Source organism: Virgibacillus sp. GM2-2 (assembly GCF_055329585.1).
Genome location: NZ_JBUZWC010000009.1, coordinates 110,698 through 133,115, shown reverse-complemented (window position 1 = coordinate 133,115; position 22,418 = coordinate 110,698). Strand labels below are relative to the sequence as shown.

General features: G+C 34.8%; 24 protein-coding genes. 2 read left to right on the top strand and 22 right to left on the bottom strand.

The genetic code is table 11. The features are described 5' to 3' along the window. The 19 genes from ACY9Z2_RS12355 to putP all read right to left on the bottom strand — a co-directional run. On the bottom strand, positions 1-289 hold a 289-nt coding region (locus ACY9Z2_RS12355; protein WP_463609951.1), incomplete at its 3' end, for a hypothetical protein. A 29-nt stretch (positions 290-318) separates the two neighbouring features. Continuing rightward, positions 319-1,467: a ring-infected erythrocyte surface antigen domain-containing protein gene (locus ACY9Z2_RS12350; protein ID WP_463609950.1), complete on the bottom strand. Its 1,149-nt coding sequence runs from the start codon at positions 1,465-1,467 to the stop codon at positions 319-321. A gap of 309 nt (positions 1,468-1,776) precedes the next feature. Then, a complete protein-coding gene (locus ACY9Z2_RS12345; protein WP_463609949.1) occupies positions 1,777-2,205 on the bottom strand; it encodes a hypothetical protein in 429 nt (142 codons plus the stop codon). An 84-nt stretch (positions 2,206-2,289) separates the two neighbouring features. After that, positions 2,290-2,697: a DUF4181 domain-containing protein gene (locus ACY9Z2_RS12340; protein ID WP_463609948.1), complete on the bottom strand. Its 408-nt coding sequence runs from the start codon at positions 2,695-2,697 to the stop codon at positions 2,290-2,292. 88 nt (positions 2,698-2,785) lie between these two features. Then, positions 2,786-3,784, bottom strand: coding sequence for a helix-turn-helix domain-containing protein (locus ACY9Z2_RS12335; RefSeq protein WP_463609947.1), 999 nt, complete (start codon positions 3,782-3,784; stop codon positions 2,786-2,788). 166 nt (positions 3,785-3,950) lie between these two features. Continuing rightward, on the bottom strand, positions 3,951-4,124 hold the full coding sequence (locus ACY9Z2_RS12330) for a hypothetical protein (RefSeq protein WP_463609946.1): 174 nt from the start codon (positions 4,122-4,124) through the stop codon (positions 3,951-3,953). Positions 4,125-4,227: 103 nt separating this feature from the next. Then, positions 4,228-5,019, bottom strand: coding sequence for a phosphotransferase (locus ACY9Z2_RS12325; RefSeq protein ID WP_463609945.1), 792 nt, complete (start codon positions 5,017-5,019; stop codon positions 4,228-4,230). A 64-nt stretch (positions 5,020-5,083) separates the two neighbouring features. After that, positions 5,084-5,587, bottom strand: a complete 504-nt coding sequence (locus tag ACY9Z2_RS12320) for a hypothetical protein (RefSeq protein WP_463609944.1) — start codon at positions 5,585-5,587, stop codon at positions 5,084-5,086. 225 nt (positions 5,588-5,812) lie between these two features. Next, positions 5,813-6,097 carry a hypothetical protein gene (locus tag ACY9Z2_RS12315; RefSeq protein ID WP_463609943.1) on the bottom strand — a complete coding sequence of 95 codons (285 nt, stop codon included), beginning with the start codon at positions 6,095-6,097 and terminating at the stop codon, positions 5,813-5,815. Between the two features lie 47 nt (positions 6,098-6,144). Then, positions 6,145-7,419: a S41 family peptidase gene (locus tag ACY9Z2_RS12310; protein WP_463609942.1), complete on the bottom strand. Its 1,275-nt coding sequence runs from the start codon at positions 7,417-7,419 to the stop codon at positions 6,145-6,147. A 76-nt stretch (positions 7,420-7,495) separates the two neighbouring features. Continuing rightward, positions 7,496-8,317 carry a GNAT family N-acetyltransferase gene (locus tag ACY9Z2_RS12305; protein WP_463609941.1) on the bottom strand — a complete coding sequence of 274 codons (822 nt, stop codon included), beginning with the start codon at positions 8,315-8,317 and terminating at the stop codon, positions 7,496-7,498. A gap of 93 nt (positions 8,318-8,410) precedes the next feature. Continuing rightward, the gene (locus ACY9Z2_RS12300) at positions 8,411-9,394 is read right to left on the bottom strand and encodes a DUF2268 domain-containing putative Zn-dependent protease (protein WP_463609940.1); all 984 of its coding nucleotides are present in this window, start codon (positions 9,392-9,394) and stop codon (positions 8,411-8,413) included. A 108-nt stretch (positions 9,395-9,502) separates the two neighbouring features. Next, a complete protein-coding gene (locus ACY9Z2_RS12295; protein ID WP_463609939.1) occupies positions 9,503-10,168 on the bottom strand; it encodes a CPBP family intramembrane glutamic endopeptidase in 666 nt (221 codons plus the stop codon). A 218-nt stretch (positions 10,169-10,386) separates the two neighbouring features. Beyond that, positions 10,387-10,716, bottom strand: coding sequence for an HIT domain-containing protein (locus ACY9Z2_RS12290; RefSeq protein ID WP_463609938.1), 330 nt, complete (start codon positions 10,714-10,716; stop codon positions 10,387-10,389). Between the two features lie 9 nt (positions 10,717-10,725). After that, on the bottom strand, positions 10,726-11,571 hold the full coding sequence (locus ACY9Z2_RS12285; RefSeq protein ID WP_463609937.1) for a GNAT family N-acetyltransferase: 846 nt from the start codon (positions 11,569-11,571) through the stop codon (positions 10,726-10,728). 16 nt (positions 11,572-11,587) lie between these two features. Next, positions 11,588-11,980, bottom strand: a complete 393-nt coding sequence (locus ACY9Z2_RS12280) for a hypothetical protein (protein ID WP_463609936.1) — start codon at positions 11,978-11,980, stop codon at positions 11,588-11,590. Positions 11,981-12,025: 45 nt separating this feature from the next. Beyond that, a complete protein-coding gene (locus tag ACY9Z2_RS12275) occupies positions 12,026-12,505 on the bottom strand; it encodes a DUF4871 domain-containing protein (RefSeq protein ID WP_463609935.1) in 480 nt (159 codons plus the stop codon). 338 nt (positions 12,506-12,843) lie between these two features. Continuing rightward, complete coding sequence (locus ACY9Z2_RS12270) at positions 12,844-13,320, bottom strand: hypothetical protein (RefSeq protein WP_463609934.1); 477 nt, start codon at positions 13,318-13,320, stop codon at positions 12,844-12,846. 124 nt (positions 13,321-13,444) lie between these two features. Then, positions 13,445-14,917 carry a sodium/proline symporter PutP gene (gene putP / locus ACY9Z2_RS12265; protein ID WP_463609933.1) on the bottom strand — a complete coding sequence of 491 codons (1,473 nt, stop codon included), beginning with the start codon at positions 14,915-14,917 and terminating at the stop codon, positions 13,445-13,447. A gap of 553 nt (positions 14,918-15,470) precedes the next feature. Here putP and ACY9Z2_RS12260 point away from each other — a divergent pair. Beyond that, entirely contained in the window at positions 15,471-15,860 is a 390-nt protein-coding gene (locus ACY9Z2_RS12260; protein WP_463609932.1) for an RDD family protein, read from the top strand. A gap of 76 nt (positions 15,861-15,936) precedes the next feature. Here ACY9Z2_RS12260 and ACY9Z2_RS12255 read toward each other — a convergent pair whose 3' ends face one another. The 3 genes from ACY9Z2_RS12255 to ACY9Z2_RS12245 all read right to left on the bottom strand — a co-directional run bounded on the left by ACY9Z2_RS12255 (position 15,937) and on the right by ACY9Z2_RS12245 (position 21,422). Further along, a complete protein-coding gene (locus ACY9Z2_RS12255) occupies positions 15,937-17,673 on the bottom strand; it encodes an ABC transporter ATP-binding protein (RefSeq protein ID WP_463609931.1) in 1,737 nt (578 codons plus the stop codon). 215 nt (positions 17,674-17,888) lie between these two features. Then, the gene (locus ACY9Z2_RS12250; protein ID WP_463609930.1) at positions 17,889-18,743 is read right to left on the bottom strand and encodes a VOC family protein; all 855 of its coding nucleotides are present in this window, start codon (positions 18,741-18,743) and stop codon (positions 17,889-17,891) included. Between the two features lie 246 nt (positions 18,744-18,989). Next, positions 18,990-21,422 (bottom strand): EAL domain-containing protein, encoded by a 2,433-nt coding sequence (locus ACY9Z2_RS12245; RefSeq protein WP_463609929.1) that lies wholly within the window; start codon positions 21,420-21,422, stop codon positions 18,990-18,992. 158 nt (positions 21,423-21,580) lie between these two features. Between ACY9Z2_RS12245 and ACY9Z2_RS12240 the strand changes: the two genes are divergently transcribed. After that, the gene (locus tag ACY9Z2_RS12240) at positions 21,581-22,342 is read left to right on the top strand and encodes a PAS domain S-box protein (RefSeq protein WP_463609928.1); all 762 of its coding nucleotides are present in this window, start codon (positions 21,581-21,583) and stop codon (positions 22,340-22,342) included. Positions 22,343-22,418: the final 76 nt, after the last annotated feature.

The following is a 22,418-nucleotide window of genomic DNA, read 5'->3' as shown; positions in this document are numbered from 1 at the left end:
CGACATCTGCATTAGCATCCACATTTGCTGATGTGTCTACGTTTGCTTCAGAAGATTCCTCTTCTGTTGCCTCAACGTCAGCATTTACGTTTACATCAGTTTCTCCTTGTAGATTAATGTTAGTTTCATTTGCTTCTTCGCTTCCAATAGAAATAACGTTTTCACTATCCAAATCAAGGTTCAATCCTAGACCTGTAGAAGCCTGACTAACATGACCTCCAAAGAATACACTCGCAGAAACTGCACCTGTCAAAACTATAGACTTAACTATTTTAGCATTAAAATTCATTATTTAACTCGCTCCTTCTTCTCATTTATTTAGATAATTAATTGTTGGTTTGAGAAAGAAGAAGCTTTTTTTGGTGGTGGTGAAGGCGGTGCATTATCCCATTGGCTTCCTATGAATTTAGCAAATGAAACCGTTGGACTTTCAAGTAACTTATTCATTTCCTGATCCACGGCTGTTAGTGCATAAATGGAATTAAAGGTATTTCCACTTTGACTACTTCCACTCTGGGATGAGTTACTCGATCCAATAGTTTGTGTTGATGGTGGAATAACAGCAATCGAATCAGGTGATTTGTTTTGTTCATCCTTATTTGAATCTTGCTTTGGTTGCTTGAACTGATTATAAAGTTCTTGCTTACCCTGATCCTTAGATGTATTTTTTAGATTAGCTTTATTATCCGTTTTAATATCTACACTAGATGAAGAATCCTCTCGGAATAACTCTGCTAAATTTTCTTTTTTAACATCACTAGTTGAAGTAGTAGAAAAATTAGACTTCGTTTTATCATTTTCACTAATGCTTTCATCTTTTTCTTCAACACTTACTTCTTCATCCATATCCACCTGGATAGTCGGTTCTGTATCTTGAACTGAAGTTTCAATATTTGCATCAACATTTATCTCTACTTCATCTTTAGTGTTCGTGACTTCCTCAGTCGTTTGGGTAACTTCCTTTGTTACTTCCTCCGTTACGTTACTGACTTCCTTTGTTACCTCAGTAACCTCGTCAGTTACGTTCTCAGTTACATCACCGATTTCTTCTGTGACCTCAGTAACACCGCTTGTTGCCCCATTTGTTACATTTTCCACAGATTCCGTCACTTCTGTAACCTCGTTTGTTACTTCTTTGGTTACATCACCAACTTCCTCTGTTACATCAGTAACTTCTTTGGTAACACCATTGACAGTTTGACTCACGGTATCTACACTATCTGAAACAACTCCAGATAAGGAAAGGTTACTTTTTTCGACTTTCTGTTGTTGTTTATTACCTTTGTGTTCTTTGGAATATTTCTCCTTGGATGAATCTTTTCCATCCAAACTTTCTGTGACTTGCGAAACATCATCTTGGACATCACCAACAACATTAAGTAAACCACTTCCAGCAAAAACTTGACTCGGAATGAACAAAACTGCCACCAGCATAATACACGCCAGTAAAAACAGTCTAACCTGCACTGCTTCACCCCCTTTCTATGTAGTTTGTCCTCTATGTGTTCTTGGTTTCCCTTTGTATATTATTCTAAACGTCTATCTTAAAATTGTCGGTTGCTAGTGCAACATAAGAAATTTTATAATTTTTTCACATTAGAAAACTTGGCTTATCGCCAAGCTTTAATGGCGAAAGCCTTAGTTGCCCTTATACTGATATCCATAAAACTTATACTTTTCTACCAGTGTAAAAAACGCACCATTTCAATAGAAAGGTGCTCGCATTTCTTTTGATATAAATATTTATGAATGATCCGCAGTGACCATGAAATGGTGCTATTTGCAATGCTCGCTCTCATAATGTTTTCCTTCTCTAGGTAATTCATCTCCTGGTGGAGTCCAGACGTTTTGGCAAATATTCTTTTCATCTGCAACTGAATAAGTATAAGTCCAACCCTTTTCATTTTCAAAAGTGACTTCTAGGTGATAAGGGTTATATTGTCTGCCTTCTTTTTGTCTTATTTCCCATTTTTGATTAGGATACTTTTTCTCTAGATATTGATTTAGATGAACCACCTTTTTTGACACATGATAGTCAATCCAGACCGGACGAATTATTAAAAATGAAAGTAGTAAGGTAGTTATTGAAGAAACGATTATCAGGTTTATCTTCCTGAATTTCTTTAGTAACAACAATGTGATCGAAAAAATAATTATAATTAGAGCAACCGAAATTGTAATTTGTATAACTGTTATTGGATGCACTATTAGTTCCTCCGATTCATTTTATTGGACAATATCTCTGAAAAAACGCATCCGTACAACTACTCTATTTAAGAGGGTTTTCATTTATAATCCTAAACTAAGCAAATCTAATCTAATTACAATAATAATAGAAGCTACTATTACAATAACTTCGCTCATTGTTAAAATTGCTTGTTTTGGGTTTTGTGTATATTTCCATTCAAAATAAGCCCTTACTCCATACTCCAAAATACTGAAACTGATTAATGTAACTGCAAAGAAAACAAAAGAAAATTCTTGAAAAATCACCATATAAAGAAAAAATAAAGCAGCAATTGTTGAGACGGTTCTCAAAAGCTTATCAATTTTCCGGTGTGAATCGTTTATATAATTATACGAAAAAAGCTCTTTCTCTACCTTTTCTATTCTAAAAGTCTTTCTCAGTATAAGCTTAAATACTAAAATAAGTCCCCATACAATTAGTGAAATAAATATAAATTTTAACCAAAACATTTGCGCTCCCCCTGGCAAATTTCTATAAATAGAAACGCCTTGGATTCAGCCAAAGCGTTTATTTTTTCTAAAATTAAGTATTTAGTTATTATTTTACCAAAGTATTATCAATAAAAGGTGCAATCGGAACAATTTCAGTAATCCCTTTTTTAGAAATAGCATCTAATGCAAGTTCATTCAGTAGCTCTTTTTTCAGGAATGGAGCAATCGAAACAATTGAATTAACACCATTTATATCATAGCTATTTCTAGCACATTCCTGTAAAATATCTTCGCTAATAAAACTCGCCATCGATGTTAAAGCTGACAAGCCGTCTGATTCAAATACAACTTTTGCGCCTTCGTCAATAATTTCTTGACTAATAAATGGGGCGATTGGGGTTATATTACCAAAACCATTTAACGCTAGTTCCTTCTTAGCTGTTACATCTATCACTTTTTGGCTAATGAATGGTGCCATAGCTGAAAATCCTGCTAATCCATTTGTTTCAAATTCTGCCTCGGCACATGTATCAATTATTTCTTGGCTGATATATGGAGCTATAATTGTTAATGTCTGTAAACCATTTAACTCACAGCCCGTTTTTGCACATGCATCAAGAACTTCCTGACTCATATAAGGTGCAATTCTGGATATACCCTTAAAACCATTTGAATCAAATTCTTTCCTAGCTAGTTCATCAATTAAGCTCTGATTAATATAGGGTGCTATAGAAGCTAATTCATTTGTCGAGAGCTCATCTTGAATATTTTCATACAGCTTATCAGCTTGATCTATATGAAGAATAGGTGCCACATTTATAAATTCTTCCTTATCGACTGGCTGAGCTTCCGTCTGCTCCTCATTTTCAACCAAATTTTTGACTAATTGTGTACCTTTACTGTCTATTAGTATATCGTCGATACTTACTTCAAATATACTTGCAAGCTCAGGTAGTTTTGAGATATCTGGCATCGTTTGGCCCCGTTCCCAGTTACTAATTGCCTGAAAGCTAACACCTAATCGATCTGCAAGAACCATCTGGGTAATCTTTTTTTCCTTTCTTAACTGTGCAATCTGTTTTCCTACCTTAATCATGTCGAACATTACACTCACCTCTTTCATTAGTATGGATTAAATGTAGCTTGCTGTAGATAAAAATCCTATAAAGTATTGCTTGAGTTGTTGATATTTACAGACTCAAGTAGCGATTGAATTTGTGGATATGAATGATATTACTGTAGAAGACGAGGATTTATTGCGTTAGCATATTTTATTCTTTTTTAAACTTCCTAACCCCTGCTACAATAAGTATTCCCCCTAAACCACCAACAATAGAAATGATTACTTGTTTCCAGTCTATTCCCTGCCCTAACCATAAGCTCATTGTTAGCGCCGCAATTATTGTACCAACAACCCATGCAAGAAAAAATTTTAACCAATGCAATCAAAATCCCTCCTAAAAATTGGATTTTTGTGATTAGGATAGTTTAATTTAAGTGTAAATTAAATGTACCAAGATAATTGTATATATTTATGTCTACCAAGACTTAAACCCACTCCTTTCCATATTCACGAATAAATTTAATATCGTCTTGATAATGTTCAAGGTGCCCTTCTTCTATCATTTTCTGGAAAGCGATGTCTCCTTCACTAGCTTTTCTATTGATTGTTTTACATAAGCCTTCTAAACGAAGAACTACCATATTCAATAAACTTTCTTCTACCTCCTCACCGTACGATTCAAAATACAATCTAATTCTTTGTCTTATACGATCAGCATCCTGCAATGAATTATAATAAACTTTCTCACCTGTTTCGGTAAGATAAAATCTACTAAGAGGAACGCAAGTATAAAGACTATAAGCTATGTCCCAAATTCTTGGACCAGGCCCAGCTACATCAAAATCAATAATACCCGTTAATCTTTCATGGTTGAAAATAATATTGTATATTGCAAAATCATTGTGACATAGAACCTCATATTGCTTCGGAGTGTTATCAATAGGTTGCCAGCTTTCATCAAAAGAAAAATCACCTACACTATCATGATAAAGGCGTAGCATTTTTGCTATATCCATCAAAGCTTCGTCAGACCACATATACCTTTTTAAAGGATAATTACCTGCTTCACCTTCTAGATAGGACAATATCTCTCTTCCATTTTCATCAATACCTAAAAACTTCGGTGCATGATTGAAACCCTTGCTCTCCAAATGCTTAAGCAACTTATGCACATTAAAACTATCTGACTTCAATTCACGACGAACAGTATCTCCCAACCTGTAAACGTTGGAGACATTGCCTCCTGTTAATACTTCTTCGTTTTCTTGTTTCACCAATTATTATTCACACCCTTTTGTAAAACACAAAACAATTCGCTTGTTTCTTTTTACTTCATATACTTTACCTTAAAGCATATGCACCATCCGGATCTGGCAGCTTTTTGTAATCTTCCTTCTTTTTCACAATGTCGAATATCAACTGTCTCAATTCAATAAAATCTTCAGCATCATTTGTTTTTAAACAATATTTACTGGAAATGTAATGATGTTCTATCGTTTCTCGATTCACAGTTATTTTCCATTTATCTTCTTTAGATGGTTGCGTTGAACAATTTGAATTGGGCACAAAATCCTTTTTTTCCATAACGTTAATCTCTTTCATTTTCTGATAGATTTTAGCCATTTCCTCTTGCGTAAGTGTTATGTTCGCGGTAGCAGTTCCATTCATTATCAAATCCTTAGTCACGGTATCCTTATATGTATTTATTTCATTCTTACTTTGTACACCAAACTGAACCTTAAAATCAAAGTCATCTGGTTTTTCTTCCGGCATACTACTTTTAGTTAAAGCACATCCAGAAATGATTAATACGAAAACTAATAAAGTAATAGATACTCGGTTCATTGCAGTTCCTCCTATAGAACAGCCTAATCTCATCGAATAAAATACCTCGATGAGGCTAATTGGAATTCTTTATGTAACTAAATAACAATGTCGAAAAGATAAAAGAAATGGCTATTGTGATTGGCATTACAATTATTATTCCTAATAAATTTGTTTTATAGTTTAATGGAACGAAAGCTTCCCATATCTCCCCAATAACTTTCCATAACACTAGTTTTTCATTTTTTAAGGCATTGAACTCGTAATAAACCATACTGCCAAGGCAATAACTCCTAAGCTTATAGTCATCAATGTCGATACGAATATAACTCTTTTACTAATAAGATGATCAGACTTAAAATAAATGTGGTAAGCAGAATAAATTAACATCCCAACTAATATAGAACCAATCCAACTTACTAATCCAAGACGCGTCACCAGTTGCTCCCAATCAAACATCCAAAAATATAAAACGAAAAGATGGATGATGACTACTGGTAAGGTTATAGCTGATAGTGTTACCCTAAGCATAATTGTTCTCCTTTTCCATGGCTACAGTTATAGTAAATAGCCATCACTTAATACAGTGTGTTTACTTCCATTAACTCAAACGCTTTTCTAAGATCCAAGTCTTCTTCTATATGATTTGGTGTCCACGGAATGTATATATCTGGTTGGATTCCTACTCCGCTCATCCCCATACCTTCATCAACGATTGAAAGTTTCGACGTAGGATACAAAAGGTCAAATTTATTCTCCCATTCCATAATGGCGATATTAGCGTAGTCGTTTAGTCCGAGCGTCGGTCTTCCAATTACTGTGACTTTGGAAGAGTTTATACAAATCTCAACAAACGAGTCACCAGAGCTTCCACAATATACATCTGTTAATAGAATAACATTTTCAGGACCGGGCTTCGTTTTTAACACCAAATCCTCATTCATTTCCGCAGAATTAAGCTCAACAAAGCCTTTACCTTTGTTACCTTCCAAGGATTTTATAAGCGAATTTAGTTGATTTCTTGTCTTCTCATCATCAATTGAACCTAATACTCCCTTTAATAGTTGCGTTCTAAGTTCCACATTTCGAGTTGTACAATTCGTTAACATCGTTCCCTCATTAAAACTAGTCAGATCTATTTCTTTTCCATCAAATAGAAATGGAAGTAAGTCGAAATAGGCTAGATCGCTCCCACCTTTGTTCACACGAACATCAATAATCAAATTTTTACATGTTGAAAGTAAAGATTCATTTTCATTTATTAAATTTGAAATAGCATTGTGATTCATAAAATCTGTTAGCGTTAATAAAATTGTATCCTCTGTCATTTCTTTTAAAGTATATTCAGGATGATAGCTATTTTTCTCATGGTTACTAAGCTCCAAAATAAACGTTGTTCCATAATCACCTTGAACTGTTGCGGTTTTATATCTTGGGAGAATTGAACTCCAATTCTCCCTCTCTGCTTCATTTTCCATTAATTGTCTTTTGTGAACGCTTACTAATTCAGAAATACTTACCCCATCTAGCGCTGAAATAACGTAGCCTGGCTTCACACGATTTTCTTTATCACACGATACAATATATAGGAAATCTTTGTACCTTCTAACCTCAAATCCAACATCTTTCGAACTTTGATTTAATTGAGCAGCATGTTTAAATTTCATATGTAGGTCTCGAAAATCCAATAAATAATCTTGGACGATTTCCACAAATCTTTCATCATTCGGTTGTTTCATTTCACTAATCTCTTTACGGTAAAATTCAGGATTATCCCATCCTCTTTTATCAAAACAACCAGCATAATCGTTATGTAAAATACTAACAATTTCATTAAATATTTTTATGTACATTTTTCATGTCCCCTAATTGGTTATTGTCCATAAACAGTCCTTGTTTCAAGTCCCTTTTTCACAAAACTAGTACCTACTATAATTCATAATCATATCCCACATAATTAAATACATTCTTAAAACCAATACTTTCCGCAACTGCAACAGAAGGTTTGTTTTTCTCCATACAATCCCAGTACGGGACAGATCCTTTCGCCAAACATTCCCTCGCAAAGTGATGTGTTACTTTCTTGGCTAGCTTTTTCCCTTGATGATTCTTGAGTGTTTCGATATCTATACAGTGCACATTATCAACGACAAATCCGGAGAAACAGACGCTTACAATCTCACCTTTATGTTGGATACAGTAACCAATCCCATGATCATAGAATTTATCTGGTGATGACCAAAATTCTTTTATCTTATTTCGCAAAAAATCGATGTTTTGTATTTTGCTATTGTTACAAATTTCACTGTTGATTCTGTGGACGGAGTAATCTTCTTCGATTGTTGGTTCACAATCAGCTTTATAATCCTTATCCTGAATCGTATATACTTTCTGATTCCAACTACCTAAATCTTTGTGTTTTAATGTGTCTTCAATTACTGTATTCCAACTAGGATGGTTACCGATTCCCTCGAACCAATTAAGTCCTAGCTTCATTGCTTCCGGTGCAATTACGCTGTCAATAAAACTACTAATCTCGTTAGTAAATTCCTGATTTTTCTCGTTTCCGATGAAGAAAAATCCATTGTTACTTCCGAGCCAAATGAGTCCAGTTTTTGGAGAGTCAGAGTCATCTACAAATATGCGACCTGGATTAATCCCTTCAATTACAGCTTTCACTTCCATTTGCCCATTCTTATTTACCAAACTGGAACACTTATAAAAATCACGACTATTTAATTCCAAAATCATTATTATTTCTCCTTTGTTAAAACTGCTTTAGGTACTGAATTGATTGAATACGTTCTAATCTCAAGCTAAATGTATTTTTTCTTTCCAACCGCCTTAATTATTAGCCACAATCTTCTCTCCGTACTCACTTTTACTCAAGATCTCATTAGCTGACATACTGGTCCATTTTTCAATTGAAACATTAGGGTTTTCTATTAGGAAGCTCTTCATAATCTTATTACTCAATTTATAATTCGACCACTTTGGAATCCCTTTACCTAAGTTACCGTAGAAAAAATCATCCATAAGGGCATAATTATATGAACCTTTATTTTCCTTTAAAATTGACCATACTTTATTTTCAAATTTTGCTGGTAATGGCTTTGTCCATGGTGCCTCCACCTTCGGATAAACAAGCTGAGCAAATGTATCTGCTTTCCCTTCAATCATGATATCTTCTAGAAGTGTACGTTCTTGAATACCGCCATTTTTTTCAAAATAAATCGTATGATGATACTCGTGTGCAACGGTATATTTTAAATCTTTTTCCTTAAAGGAAGGATGCACTTCCAGTATAATAGAGTCCATATTCGGTGCCATACCAGTCACAAAATTCAAGCCGCTCATCATGGTATCTTCTTCAGGATTTGATGGCATAACATGTATTGTTTTATTGCCACCTGGCAAGATTTCAACTGAATCCTTGAAAGCTTCCTTAATCCAATTGTTCATCTTTGATTCCTTTTGTTCTAATGCTGCAACTGAATTAGCCAACTTATCTAGATTAATCGGAGCATTGTAGTAATCCTCAAGCCAAAGCCCACGACGTTCCCCAAAGACATCTAATCGAATAGGATCCATTACTTCTTCGACATAGATTTCTTCCTGTTTGTCTGGTTGTTTTTTAGCTTTTTCTATGTAAACGAGTGTTTCATCAAAATAATTCACGATCGTAAATTCTTGTCCTTCATAAGTGAATGTGAATGGATCTGGGTTGGGTGATTTAGGTTCAGGGTTCGGTTTTGTTTGTTCATTCGTACAACTAATAAGAAGAACTGAAATGCTTATAAGCAGAATAAACATTATGTGTTTTTTCATAAGTTCGTACCTCCTAATACGTTAAGCGTTTATAATAGTACGTATATTTTGACAAAAGGTTTCAAACGTCGTTAAATTAATAGAAAAAATATCTTGTAAGCAATTCTTCTACATAATTATAAGAAAGAAATTATGAAAAGAATGTATAATGACTACTGTCCACAGTGAACCAGTTTTGTAAAATAAATATCCAAATAGTAATCCGATAACAAAAACGTACAGTTGTCCCCAGAGGTCAAAAAATGTACCACTATAAATCCATATAGGGTAATGTATCCATAAAAATAGTATTGCTGTAATGAGATTAGCTTTCCAAAAGGTGATTTTTTTCATGATCATTTGGAGTATGAAACCACGAAATACAATTTCCTCCGTAATTCCTACTAATAGAAAAGTATTAAGAAAACTATGTATGGATAAGGAAAAATCAAATACTTGATTGTTTAGCACATAGATTTTAAACCAAAAATATATTCCGAGAAGAAAGGAAAGAAATATTCCCCAAAATAAACCTATCTTTACGTTGGAATTCAATTTTAAATAATTTACCGGATTGGAATGTAAGTAGTATTTTATGTATAACCAAGGTGAGATAATCCATACTAGAACTTTTATAATTGCAGATAAAATAGCTGAGGTTCGTTCATCGAAAGTTAGAATAAAATCTATTAACCATAGCTCCTTTAATGTCCATACGAGATAAAATATAAGTAGATATATAATGAGAGATTTTATATTTTTATTTCTATCATGAGAAATAGTGTATGCTTCCATTTTCCGCTCCTAATTTATGTAAATTAACTTTCCATATAAATTATAACCTATTCCAAACAATCTTTTATTAGTTGCTTTGTTTCACGGCTTCTAATCGCTTCGGTTTTTCCAGAAATCTGAAAGGCTATAACCAGACTTTCTAAAACCGGATAAAATCTGACATTTGAATAAAAAACAAATATCCCCCCTCTCACAATAAAATCAAAGTTCAACACAACCTACTTTAACGGTTTTCCAAATACAATATGCCAATGGAGATGCTTAGAATCTTGATAATCACCCATATTCGTAATAACTCTACACGCTCCGTGTTCCTTCGTCACGTTAGCAGCGACCTTTTTAATGACATCTAACAGTTCTAGCACTATTTCATTATCTTCCTCTTCTAAAGATAATAAAGATGAAATATGCTTCTTTGGAAAGGCCACGATATGGATTGGGTAAAAAGGTTTGGTGTGATAGTAAGCTAAAACATTTTCAGTCTCCACTACTTTTTTAACTTGTGTTTTACCACTCAGTACTTCATCACAATAGAAATCTTCTGTCATAATATCCTCCTAATTATTAATAAACTTCCGATAAACATGGGTATTCTGTAGTGGCTTAAAACCAAGTGAAAAGTACAGCTTTTCTACAGTTGTATTGTTCTCCATATAACAAATCCGTATTTTTTCATAACCCTGATCGATCATCTTATTTATACCGAATTGAAGAGCTTGTTTACCATACCCATTTCCTCGGTAAGCTGGCGAGACCATTAAATTATCGACAGTGCCCTCACCAACCGTTACCGATGCGACAATCTGATCATCATCCAATGCTAAATAAACCTTTTCTTTATTTGATAATTGATACTTTAAAACACTTTTTTCTGAGGGCAAGTAAGGTTTTATATCGTTAGATCTGTTAATTTCATAGTACGCATCTTGAACAACTTTTACATATTGGTCAAAAAATTTTTCTTCATATTTCACAAAATCAAGATCTACATCTGGAAATTTATCACCGTAAAAAAATAACTCCGGTGACCCCCACCATTTATGAAATCCGACCTTCTCGCAAAATAGCTGCGGGTTCTCTATATCTACTCGTGTGTAAGCACTAATATAATCCGGCTTTTTACCATTTAAATAGTCTTCCATTTCTTGATACAAAGCTGTTCCAATTCCATTTAGTCTTGACTGTCGCTCAACATACAAGCTAATTTGTGCTTCTTGTTCACCATTACCATTTGTTGAAAGTGTAACGTAAGAAAAACCTTTTATATCTTCCTCGTCAAAAACGATGAATTTAACAGCATTCGCTTGGATATCGTTTAGATCATCTATTTCATATCCAGTGTCTATATTGTTTGTTAATTTTTGTAGTTCATCTTTATCTTCTGAAATATAATCACGTATCATAACAGTCTCCTTCTGATTATCCCTCTATCAAAGCGCGGTACTTTATAAATCTATTGTCAATTTCTACTAACACCGATAAAGTAGCATCTCTTTTTTTGTCTCCCTTCACCCTGTAGACCTTGGTGCCTTCTGGAATTTTCGTTGCATAAAGGTCCCAAAACCACCATGTCTTTGTGGTTTGGTTCTTTATTTCACCGATTAGTTCGCCTTTTTCTGATTCACCTACAGATTCGGATCTATTTGAAAAAATTATCCCATTAAATTTAAGAATATCAGCATCTGGGATTCCATCTAGGATCTCACTAGCGCTTGGGTTTCCATGACTTGAATAGGGAAAGTTACCGGTGATAGATACAAAAGCTAAGGACACAATGAATAGAGAAAGAAAAATAAAAATAATTATTTTCATTACTTGTCGTTAACTCCATTTCCACCATTTCGATATAGCACTGCTCTACTTTTCCTCAACATCAACTATTACCTTCCCAAACAATTTTTCACCAAAATATGCCTCTAACTTCCATAGTCCTGAGGTCGGTAATGAAATGGAAGAAGGAATATGATGATCAGCACCTAAATGTGGTGAAAGGGATTGATTGGTTGGTAAATCAATAACAGTGATACGTTCACCAGTTTCTTTGCTTATACCAACTACCTTAAAAGGCTCAGTTAAGATGTCCTTCTCCCCCCAAAAAAACCACATATACTTTTGTGTTTGATTTTCAATAAATGGTCCATATTCACCAAAACCTAATTTTCCGTTATTACCTATACGAAATACAAAGTTACCTTTATCCCCAGCATCTGTAACTACCACTTCTCTAACAAGTTTCGCACTTTCTTCCCATTCATCTGCTTTATACATTTCCTTTTCCTTGGCACAGCCGATCAAAATCAGACAAAATACAATAAGCAAAGTTACTACACGCTTCATCATATCCCTCCATGAAAATAATCAATTTATTTTCTACAAGGCTTTTTGTGCAAATTTCTTAATCTTCTAATTAATATTAACATAAATATCCAATTGCGATTAAAATTTTTTGATATGTTAGAGATATTTCATGGTTTTGAACCTGAAAAGGGTCCCATAGATTGTTAAAGGTTAGTGTAGAAACGACCGAATAAACCCAGTTACCAGCATTCAAATCCAACGGCGATGACATTAGCATTCCATCAAATGAATAGATGTTCGCAATGTCAAATCTTAAGCCATAGCATAAGCTTGATCGATGGTATGACATCATCGACTAGGCTAATACTATGACACTTTTAAAATTCAATTTCTAATACTCGTTTTATTTCCTTTAGTAATTGCTTATGCTTTTCAATGGTAATGAACGGCTCGGTATGAACACCAAAATCACTATAAGAAAATATAAAAGAACCATCTTCTAAAGCGTAAAAAGCATATGGAGCTTTCTTACCTGATTCTATTTCCTTGTCTTCAGAAAATACAAACACATATGTAGTCATTGATTTCATTTGCTTAAAAGCATACTCATTACTTGTCTCTTTAACCTTTATCCCTTCAATCATGGAAAATAATTTATCAATTTTTTGCTTGTTTTTTACTATTTTAGTCATTTCTTCAGATGATGAATTACCCTCCACTTTTTGAATAAATAACATAGCTGCTTTGTCATTATCTTCTATTTTGATAACCTTTTCTTTTTCAGAACAGGCACTTAATAAAAGTAAAAGCACTGTTAGACTTATTAAAAAGTATTTAATAATTATCCCTCCCAACAATTAAATCTACAAACATTTCAATTTCATCATAGCACCCATCCATAGATTTAAACTTCTATCAGTGCAAAAAATTCCCGAATAACGACTTTTTAAAAAGTCCATTATTCGGGAACTACATTCATTATGACTGTTTTAATGTTGATTTATAGTCTTCAAATTCATCTTGGATTTCTTTTGATGGTGCCTTGTCAATAAGACTAACGATGATAATCGCTAATGTTGCAAATACGAATCCTGGTGCTAGTTCGTACAAGTCAAAGATTCCGCCAGTTAGTGGCTTCCAAATAATAACGGTTAAAGCACCAACAATAATTCCAGCTAACGCTCCAAATCTTGTCATTCGTTTCCAGAACAAACTCAGAATGATAACTGGTCCAAATGCGGCACCAAATCCACCCCATGCATAGCTTACAAGCTCTAATACTTTACTATCACTGTCATAACCTAAGAAGATAGCGATAACTGCAATAACAATTACTGTAATTCTTCCAACAAGCAATTCTTCTTTCTGGCTTGCATTTTTTCTAAAGATTGCTTTATAAAAGTCTTGTGCTAACGCACTTGATGATACGAGTAATTGTGAGTCAACTGTACTCATAATTGCCGAAAGAATTGCTGCAAGTAAGAATCCAGCTACCCATGGATTAAATAATACTTGTGAAAACATGATAAATACGGTTTCGGAATTCTCTAAAGGAGAGTCTGCAAAGTAAGCAATCCCTGAGAAACCGACAAATATTGCCCCAAATAAGGAAACGATCATCCATACCATCCCAATTAAACGGGCCTTTGGAATTTCTTTTGTTGATTTTATTCCCATGAATCGAACAATGATGTGTGGTTGGCCAAAATAGCCTAATCCCCATGCTAATAAGGAGATAATACTAATGATCGTCGCGCCAGAATAAATATTGAGATAGGATGGATCAATACTCCCAACCACATCTAACGTTTCATTCCAGCCTCCAAGTTCATAGATTGCAACTATAGGAACGATTATGAGAGCGAGAAACATTAAGATTCCTTGAATGAAATCTGTCCAACTTGCGGCCAAAAATCCACCGAAAAACGTATACGATAGGATAACACCTGCTCCAACCCACAATGCAAGTCTATAATCCATACCAAATGAGCTTTCTAAAAGAATTGCTCCTCCTACAAGACTGGATGATGTATAGAATGTAAAGAAAATTAGAATGACGATTGCGGAAATAACTCGAAGTGATTTTGAACTATCTCGGAATCTGTTTTCAAAGAAATCTGGGACAGTTATCGAATCATTGGCTTTCTCTGTGTACACACGAAGAGGTTTGGCAACAAATTGCCAATTTAGGTAAGCACCCGTTGCAAGTCCAATGGCGATCCACATACCACCCATTCCGCTTGCATACATTGCTCCTGGTAAGCCTAGCATGAGCCATCCACTCATATCCGAGGAACCTGCACTTAAAGCTGCCACTCCTGCTCCTAGGCGTCTTCCACCTAATACATAATCTGATAAATTACTTGTCATCTTAGCGGCAACGATACCAATAACAAGCATTCCTACTAAATAAATAATGATTGATGTTAACGTTGGTAAACTAATATCCATTTTCTAATTCTTCGCCTCTCTCTCTGTAAAATACGTGATAATTGATAGTAAAATCAACATTGGCATAGGTATAAGTAACCAGCACAACGTTGGTGTAGATAATGCAAATTCCACAGTTTCACCTCCTATAAAACGTGAAGCACTACTACTAAATAATCCATTCTAAAAAATTCACAAAGAAATTCCTTAAAACAAACTAGGTAATTAAGCACGCTTAAAAGCATATCATATATGATTAAATAAATAAAATTATTCTGATTTTGGGAAACGCGGCACAGTGCGCTTAGCCGAGTGATAGCAAGGGGTATAGGAAATCTATATTTCTAGTAAATCCGACACATATTTTAGAAAAAACAAGTATAAAGCATAGCAATTGAATCAACGCGAATATGCATGTAAATACGTTGAAATTCACTTTCATTTTCTCATAATTTTTCAGTCGATGCCTTCCGCAATAAAATAGATTTTACCACGGCATACTCTAATTCATAGATGAAACTTAATTGACTTCTTTTCGTATAACAGGTAAGAAGTAATCTGAGGAGGAACGTAAATGGAATCCATTACAAAAAAAAGAATCAAAGCATTTGGGATTGACGTGGCAATTTCTGCGGTAGTAACTGCTGGTGTTGAGCGTTTGTTGCGTAAAAAAATCAAGAGTGAAGCAATACACGCATTACTAACGCCAACTGTCGTATTGTGGGCATTAGAATATGCACAATTAAGTAAAAACGGACAAACAATTGGTTATAGACAGCTGGGGCTCTTGTTGGAAAATGAAGATGGTTCAAAACCGACTTGTAATCAGCTTCTCAAACGGATGGCATATCGCGATACATTGAGTTCACTTGATTACATACGAAAGCGTAATGAATTCGAAATGAAAGATGGGGCAGTACTTCCACACGATCGGATTTCGGGGACGGTTGTTAAAGAAGTTTAAGTTGTTATAAATAGTGCCTGCACTCAAAATTTGAGTGCAGGCATAACTAGATACTGATGTAGTTTAATCTATTACGTCAAGTCAACTGCTGATCTGCAAATTCACGATACAATGAATGGGTTTTCGTTAACTCTTTATGCGTTCCAATTCCAGTGACTTCTCCCTTTTCAATAAAAATAATTTTATCAGCATCCACAATGGTAGATAACCTGTGTGCAATCAAAAAAGTGGTACGTCCTTCCATCAATCGAGTCAATGCTTCTTGGACCGCATGCTCCGATTGGCTGTCTAGGCTTGCAGTAGCTTCATCAAGCATTAAAATTTTCGGATCTCTCAGAAATGCACGCGCAATGTTGATTCGCTGCCTTTGCCCACCTGAGAGTTTCACACCGCGCTCTCCAACCTTTGTATCAAATCCCTCTGGAAACTCCTTAATAAACTGATCCGCATATGCCATTTTAGTTACTTCCCATAATCGGCTTTCTTGTATAGTATCAGCATCATTTAAACCGTATGTTAAATTTTCCCGAATTGTTCCAGCCATCATCGCACTTTCTTGAGAGACATATCCAATTTGCTTGCGCCAGGAATTTAATGATAACTCATGTATAGAAGTATCTCCGATGTATATTTTTCCTTCTGTTAATTCATAATATCTTTCAATCAAGCCAAACAATGTGGTTTTACCACCGCCACTGGGTCCTGCAAAAGCAATCTTTTCACCAGGACGAGCATCAAATGAAATGTTCTTAATAATCATCTCATCATCATAGGCAAATGAAACACCAGAAACATGAATTGGCTGATTTGAAATATCTTTCTCCAAACCATCCCGACCAGTTTCCTCTGGTACTTCCAGGATACCAATAATTCGTTCTGTGGCGCCTTTTCCTTTTTGCAATTCGGTAAAAAACATTGCAAATGAAGTAACTGGATATATGATTTGAAATAGGTATAATAGAAAAGCAACAAGTGAACCTGTTGTCATCGACCCTTCAGCAACGCGTATTCCACCATAACCAATGATAACAACAATAACGAGCATCATTACGGTATACATGAAAGGACCAATAAGCGCAAAAATCCGGGCTTCTTTTAAACCATAATTATACATTTTCTTAATACCTTTTATTCCCTTAATTTCTTCAACCGCTTCAGCTGTTGAAGATTTCATCAGACGCACTTCACTCAAGGTTTGTTGTATTTCTCCTGTAAACGTTGCGGTTTCATCCTGTAGACCCTTAGAGATCTTTGCCATTTTACTTCCAAGTGGCATCATAATGGCGAAAGTAACCGGTACTGCGATTAACATTAATAAAGTCATCTTCCAGTCCATAATTAGTAAAATAACCAGTGCTCCAATAATTGTGATCAGTCCAGTAATAAACTGAGGGAAGTGCTGTGAGATTAAATTTTTTACAATTCCAGTGTCATTTACAACTCGACTTACAGATTCTCCACTAGCATGTTTGTCAAAATAACTAACTGGTAACCGGATAAGTTTAAACCACATCATTTCACGCAATCTAGCAACAATTTTTTGCCCTACAACAGCTAATAAATACGTTGATATCCCATCTACCACTGCTTGTAAAATAAATACCACAAAAATAACAATAATTAGTGTAGTGCTCAAAGCTTCTATTGAAAAACCATCTACTAATTCTTTTGTAAGTAATGGTATAGAAAGCCCCACCAGCATAGTAATAACGCTGCCTATTAAACCAAAGGTAAGAGCCATTTTTGGTATATTCGTTGATAGAACTAGTGAAATGAATGGTTTTAACCCCACCTGTTTTTTTGGTTTTTTCATTATATTCTCCTGTCTTCTAAAAAATATAGAGGGTTTCTAAAAGTGGCCTTTCCTGTTTCACTGTTTATATTCTAACAAAAGTTTAGTATTAAAGTAGTTAAATTGTAGAAGTTTGGTGTTTGCTACTGTTTATGGCTACTGGATATACTAGTATTTTTTTGCATAAAAAAAAGACACAACCATCACAAGGAGAGTTGCGCCTATTATTACTTTCCTTAGACAGTTAACTGAATCACATTACCTGAAGGATCTTTCGTAACAAAAATTCCATCCTTACCTTTCACCTCATACCCTAATCCTTTCAATTGATCAACCACTTCTTTTCTAGAATCTTCACTTGAAAGTACCAAAGTAAATGATTGTAACCCAACCGCATTTTTCGCTGATGCATGGGCACCTACTCCATTCCACGTGTTTAAACCAATATGATGATGGTAACCGCCAGTAGAAATGAAAAGTGCTTGTCCGCCAAATCGGCATACTATCGAGAAGCCGAGTCCCTTACTATAGAACTCTTCTGTCTTTTCTAATTCCGATACATGTAAGTGTATATGACCCATTACTGTATTAACTGGGAGTCCAGACCATCGATCGTTCCCTAGTTCTTTTATAATATCTTGAAAGTCTAACGGATCTACGGTCATTTTCACTTCATTGTTTACCCATGTCCATGTGGATGAAGATCGATCCGTATATATTTCAATTCCATTTCCATCTGGATCATTTAAGTAAAGTGCTTCACTAACAAGGTGATCGGAAGCTCCTAAACGAACGTTCAGCTCGCTAAAATGCTTTATAATTTTTGCTAACTCTAACCGATTAGGTAGAAGTATAGCAAAATGGTATAACCCTGTTGTCCGTTCTTGTTTTGGCACTACATTTTCTGGTTGTACAATTGTTAAAAGAGCCGTTTTACCGTCAGCGGTAAGTAAAGCTTTCTTTTCTGATTGTTCTAGTATTTGAAACCCGATTACATCTCTGTAAAAATCTAATGAGCTTTTTAAATTTGTTACATTTATTTCTACATTACCGACAAATGTACTCGGTTCTTGGAAAAATTTCTGTTCCATATTGGATTGCCTCCTACGATTATTAGTTACCTTTTGTAAGTAAGTATAATTTAGTAATTAATTAATGTCAATAGTGTAGTGATAATACTAAATATCCACATCCTTACATTAGAAAACCTGGCTTATCGCCAATCCATAGTTACACTTATGCAGTAAGAAAGGATTAAAACTTTCTTACCTCCCAAAAAATACAGTAGTCCTATTTAATAGAACTACTGTATTTTTTAACAAAATTCTCTACTGTCATCATACTTTTACACGTTTCTCTATCAATTTTTGGAACTCTGTAGATGATACAGGTTTACTGAACAAATACCCTTGATACTCATCACCTTCATATTGGTAAAGTGAATTTAGCTGATCAGGTGTTTCGACACCTTCTGCTATAACATTCAGGTTCAGACTATTTGCCATACTAATAATGGTTTTGACAATAGCTGCGTCTTTGTGATCATGGATATTATCAATAAATAATTTATCAATTTTTAACGTATCCAGTGGAAAAGATCGTAAATAGCTTAATGAAGAATAGCCAGTACCAAAATCATCGAGTGACAAAGTTACGCCCATGGCTTTTAATTTTTCCATAATTGGTAAAGCATAGACAGGATTTTGGACAATACTCTCGGTTAGTTCTAATTCTAGATAACATGCTTCTAATCCCGTTGTATTTAATATTTCTTCTACGGTTTCCACAAAATCAGGTTGCTGAAATTGCAATGCTGATATATTTAAGCTTACCCTTAGTTTTGTATGACCATCTTCTTGCCAAATAGTAGCTTGTCTACATGCTTCTTTCATTACCCATTTACCAATTGGGACAATGAGGCCAGTTTCCTCCGCTAGTGGAATAAAATCATTTGGAGAAACTAAACCAAGTTCTTCATGATTCCATCTAAGTAGTGCCTCTACTCCTTTTATTTTTCCAGTTTTCACGTGAACTTGTGGTTGATAGTATAACTCAAATTCTTCTTTCTCTAGCGCTTTGCGCAATCCCATTTCCAGATTCATTTTGTCCGCAATAATATTATTTAAATCTGCGGTAAAAAACTGATAATTATTTTTCCCAAGCTCCTTCGCCCGATACATGGAGGTGTCTGCATTTTTAATTAACACATCAACTTCTGTCCCATCTTCTGGATACATACTAATTCCGATGGAGCCTGAGATAAATAATTCGTTGTTATCTAGTACAAACGAATGGCTAAGTGTTTCTAAAAGTTTTTTCGCAACATTTGCTACTTCTTTGTGAGTCGTGTTAGGAAATACCAAGATGTATTCGTCTCCACCTTGACGTGAAAGCATGTCTTTTTTTGCAATACAGGACTCCATTCGTTTGGCGACTTCTACAAGTAAACGGTCACCTGCACCATGTCCTAATGTATCATTTATTGTTTTAAAACGATCTAGATCAATAAACATCACTGCTAAAAGTTGATCATTGATTGCAGCCTGTTCGATACACATCACTAAATGGTTATTTAAAAAACGACGATTCGGTAAATTGGTTAGTGGATCACGGTAGACCAATTCTGTAATCTTTTCTTCTGCTTTTTTTCGTTCGGATATATCTCGTATAATCCCACTGAAAAATATTTCCTTATCTTTGTTAAAAGTGGAGATGGACAATTCGATTGGAAAAACATTTCCATTTTTTCGTAAACCTTGTAATTCTACTGTCTTACCAATTACGTGTGTATTTTTTGTTTCTATATAGCGCTTCATTCCTTTTTCATGTGCTTCTCGGTAATCCTCTGGAATGATGATTTGTAAATTTTGTCCAATAGCTTCCGTTGCTTTATATCCAAAAATTTTTTCCGCACCAGAATTCCAAGCAATAATAATTCCTTGAGCGTCACACAACATTACGGCATCATTAGCACTCATTACAACGGTTTGATACATATTGTCGATAAACTCGAGTTCAGATGACTTTAATTGAAACCGTTTATCTGAGTATATTCCAGTTACAACAAATGCTAGAATAACAAACATCCCAAGACCGACACCATAGGCCATTGCAGTATTGTTAACGGCAAGCCCAAAGGTATGTTCCGTATGGTTCGATTGTGAGTGGAAGCTAGCGGCTGCCATACCGGTATAATGCATTCCGGCAATTGCTATTCCCATGATGACCGCACTTCCGACTTTTCTCACTTGGACACCTAGTTTATTTGAATCGGTTTGAAAATAGAATAATAAATATAAAGCTACAAATGCAGCCCCGAAAGCGATTAAAAATGATAATAGTAATAGTACTAAATTGTATGCGATCGTTGCATTCATTTGCATGGATGCCATTCCAACATAATGCATGGAAACAATACCTGTTCCAATAAAAAATGCTCCGATACTCATATGTATTTTTTGCCGTAATCCTTTACTAACAATAAAAAAAGCAATTCCACAAGATATTACCGCTAGAATAATAGATAAAATCACAAGAATAAGATTGTAGGTTACCTGTATCTCCAGATGAAAGGCGAGCATTGCAATAAAGTGCATGGACCATATTCCAAACCCAAGTGAAATGGCACCAGCTACCACCCAGACGTTTCGCATGTACCCTTTAGCGACAATTAGTCGGTTTGCTAGACTAAGAGCGGTATAGGAAGATATTATTGCAATTACTATCGAAAGAAGGACAAGTGAAGTATTGTATTGACTCGTTAGATGCACGATGATCATGCCTTTCTAGTGATGTACCGTTTTTATTGTATAAATCTAGTAATATAATACTACATATGTTATCTGAAATACATTATTCAGAAAAAAATAGTAGAATTCTTGCTTAATTTGTAGCGTTATTCTAAGCTTAGACGTAAGGAGGAATCAGGATGAGTGAAGAAAATATATCAAATATTGACTATAAGCAAGTAATGGAGTATGCTTTAGAACCGTTGATTATCCACACAAAACTAAAAATCCTCTATGTTAATCGTGCAGCTGAAAAATTTTTTAAAACTTCCAAAGAAGAAATTATTGGCGAAAATCCACTTGATATTTTTAGAGATTCATCTAAATCGGCAATCGAAACCAGAATTGATTCTGCTTACAACCAACCAGCAAATGTGATTGAAGAGTTCGTTTATAAAAAGGATGGAACAACAACTCAAGTAGAACTTTACTGCCATCCAGTGCAAATTGGCAAGACAAAGGCTATTCAAAGCTATATACGTGATATAACAGGGAAAAAAACAACGGAAAACAAGCAGAACGAAATGCTGAAGGAAATAAATAAGCTTTCTTCCACATTGGTGCCACTTATGGATAAAATTGCTGTACTACCTTTAATGGGGTCTATAGACGAAGAAAGAGCTACCCAAATTCTCATGAATGTACCAGAAAATGTTCAAAAGCAGGACATAGAACATTTGATTATTGATTTCTCAGGAATTCATAAATTAGATAACATTGTTACAGAATACATTTTTCGAATTACGAGTGTATTGTCATTAATAGGAGTAGAAACAATCCTGACAGGGCTTCGACCAGAATTAGCCTTAACCGCAGCCAAACAAGGCATTCATTTTGATTCCACTCCAACATTGACATCTGTTAAGGATGCTTTAAAGTATTTTGGTCTCGGGGTTAGCTGATTTATAGCATCACAAGGAAGGTAGTTCCTACTAAATAAATACTACTAAAGCCACTTTCCATAAAAGAAAGTGGCTT

Excerpts from the sequence above, each read along its gene's own strand:
- ACY9Z2_RS12340 (WP_463609948.1), bottom strand. The coding sequence starts at position 2,697 with ATGTTTTGGTTAAAATTTATATTTATTTCACTAATTGTATGGGGACTT.
- ACY9Z2_RS12335 (WP_463609947.1), bottom strand. The coding sequence starts at position 3,784 with ATGTTCGACATGATTAAGGTAGGAAAACAGATTGCACAGTTAAGAAAG.
- ACY9Z2_RS12320 (WP_463609944.1), bottom strand. The coding sequence starts at position 5,587 with ATGAACCGAGTATCTATTACTTTATTAGTTTTCGTATTAATCATTTCT.
- ACY9Z2_RS12315 (WP_463609943.1), bottom strand. The coding sequence starts at position 6,097 with ATGCTTAGGGTAACACTATCAGCTATAACCTTACCAGTAGTCATCATC.
- ACY9Z2_RS12310 (WP_463609942.1), bottom strand. The coding sequence starts at position 7,419 with ATGTACATAAAAATATTTAATGAAATTGTTAGTATTTTACATAACGAT.
- ACY9Z2_RS12305 (WP_463609941.1), bottom strand. The coding sequence starts at position 8,317 with ATGATTTTGGAATTAAATAGTCGTGATTTTTATAAGTGTTCCAGTTTG.
- ACY9Z2_RS12300 (WP_463609940.1), bottom strand. The coding sequence starts at position 9,394 with ATGAAAAAACACATAATGTTTATTCTGCTTATAAGCATTTCAGTTCTT.
- ACY9Z2_RS12295 (WP_463609939.1), bottom strand. The coding sequence starts at position 10,168 with ATGGAAGCATACACTATTTCTCATGATAGAAATAAAAATATAAAATCT.
- ACY9Z2_RS12290 (WP_463609938.1), bottom strand. The coding sequence starts at position 10,716 with ATGACAGAAGATTTCTATTGTGATGAAGTACTGAGTGGTAAAACACAA.
- ACY9Z2_RS12285 (WP_463609937.1), bottom strand. The coding sequence starts at position 11,571 with ATGATACGTGATTATATTTCAGAAGATAAAGATGAACTACAAAAATTA.
- ACY9Z2_RS12280 (WP_463609936.1), bottom strand. The coding sequence starts at position 11,980 with ATGAAAATAATTATTTTTATTTTTCTTTCTCTATTCATTGTGTCCTTA.
- ACY9Z2_RS12275 (WP_463609935.1), bottom strand. The coding sequence starts at position 12,505 with ATGAAGCGTGTAGTAACTTTGCTTATTGTATTTTGTCTGATTTTGATC.
- putP (WP_463609933.1), bottom strand. The coding sequence starts at position 14,917 with ATGGATATTAGTTTACCAACGTTAACATCAATCATTATTTATTTAGTA.
- ACY9Z2_RS12260 (WP_463609932.1), top strand. The coding sequence starts at position 15,471 with ATGGAATCCATTACAAAAAAAAGAATCAAAGCATTTGGGATTGACGTG.
- ACY9Z2_RS12255 (WP_463609931.1), bottom strand. The coding sequence starts at position 17,673 with ATGAAAAAACCAAAAAAACAGGTGGGGTTAAAACCATTCATTTCACTA.
- ACY9Z2_RS12250 (WP_463609930.1), bottom strand. The coding sequence starts at position 18,743 with ATGGAACAGAAATTTTTCCAAGAACCGAGTACATTTGTCGGTAATGTA.
- ACY9Z2_RS12240 (WP_463609928.1), top strand. The coding sequence starts at position 21,581 with ATGAGTGAAGAAAATATATCAAATATTGACTATAAGCAAGTAATGGAG.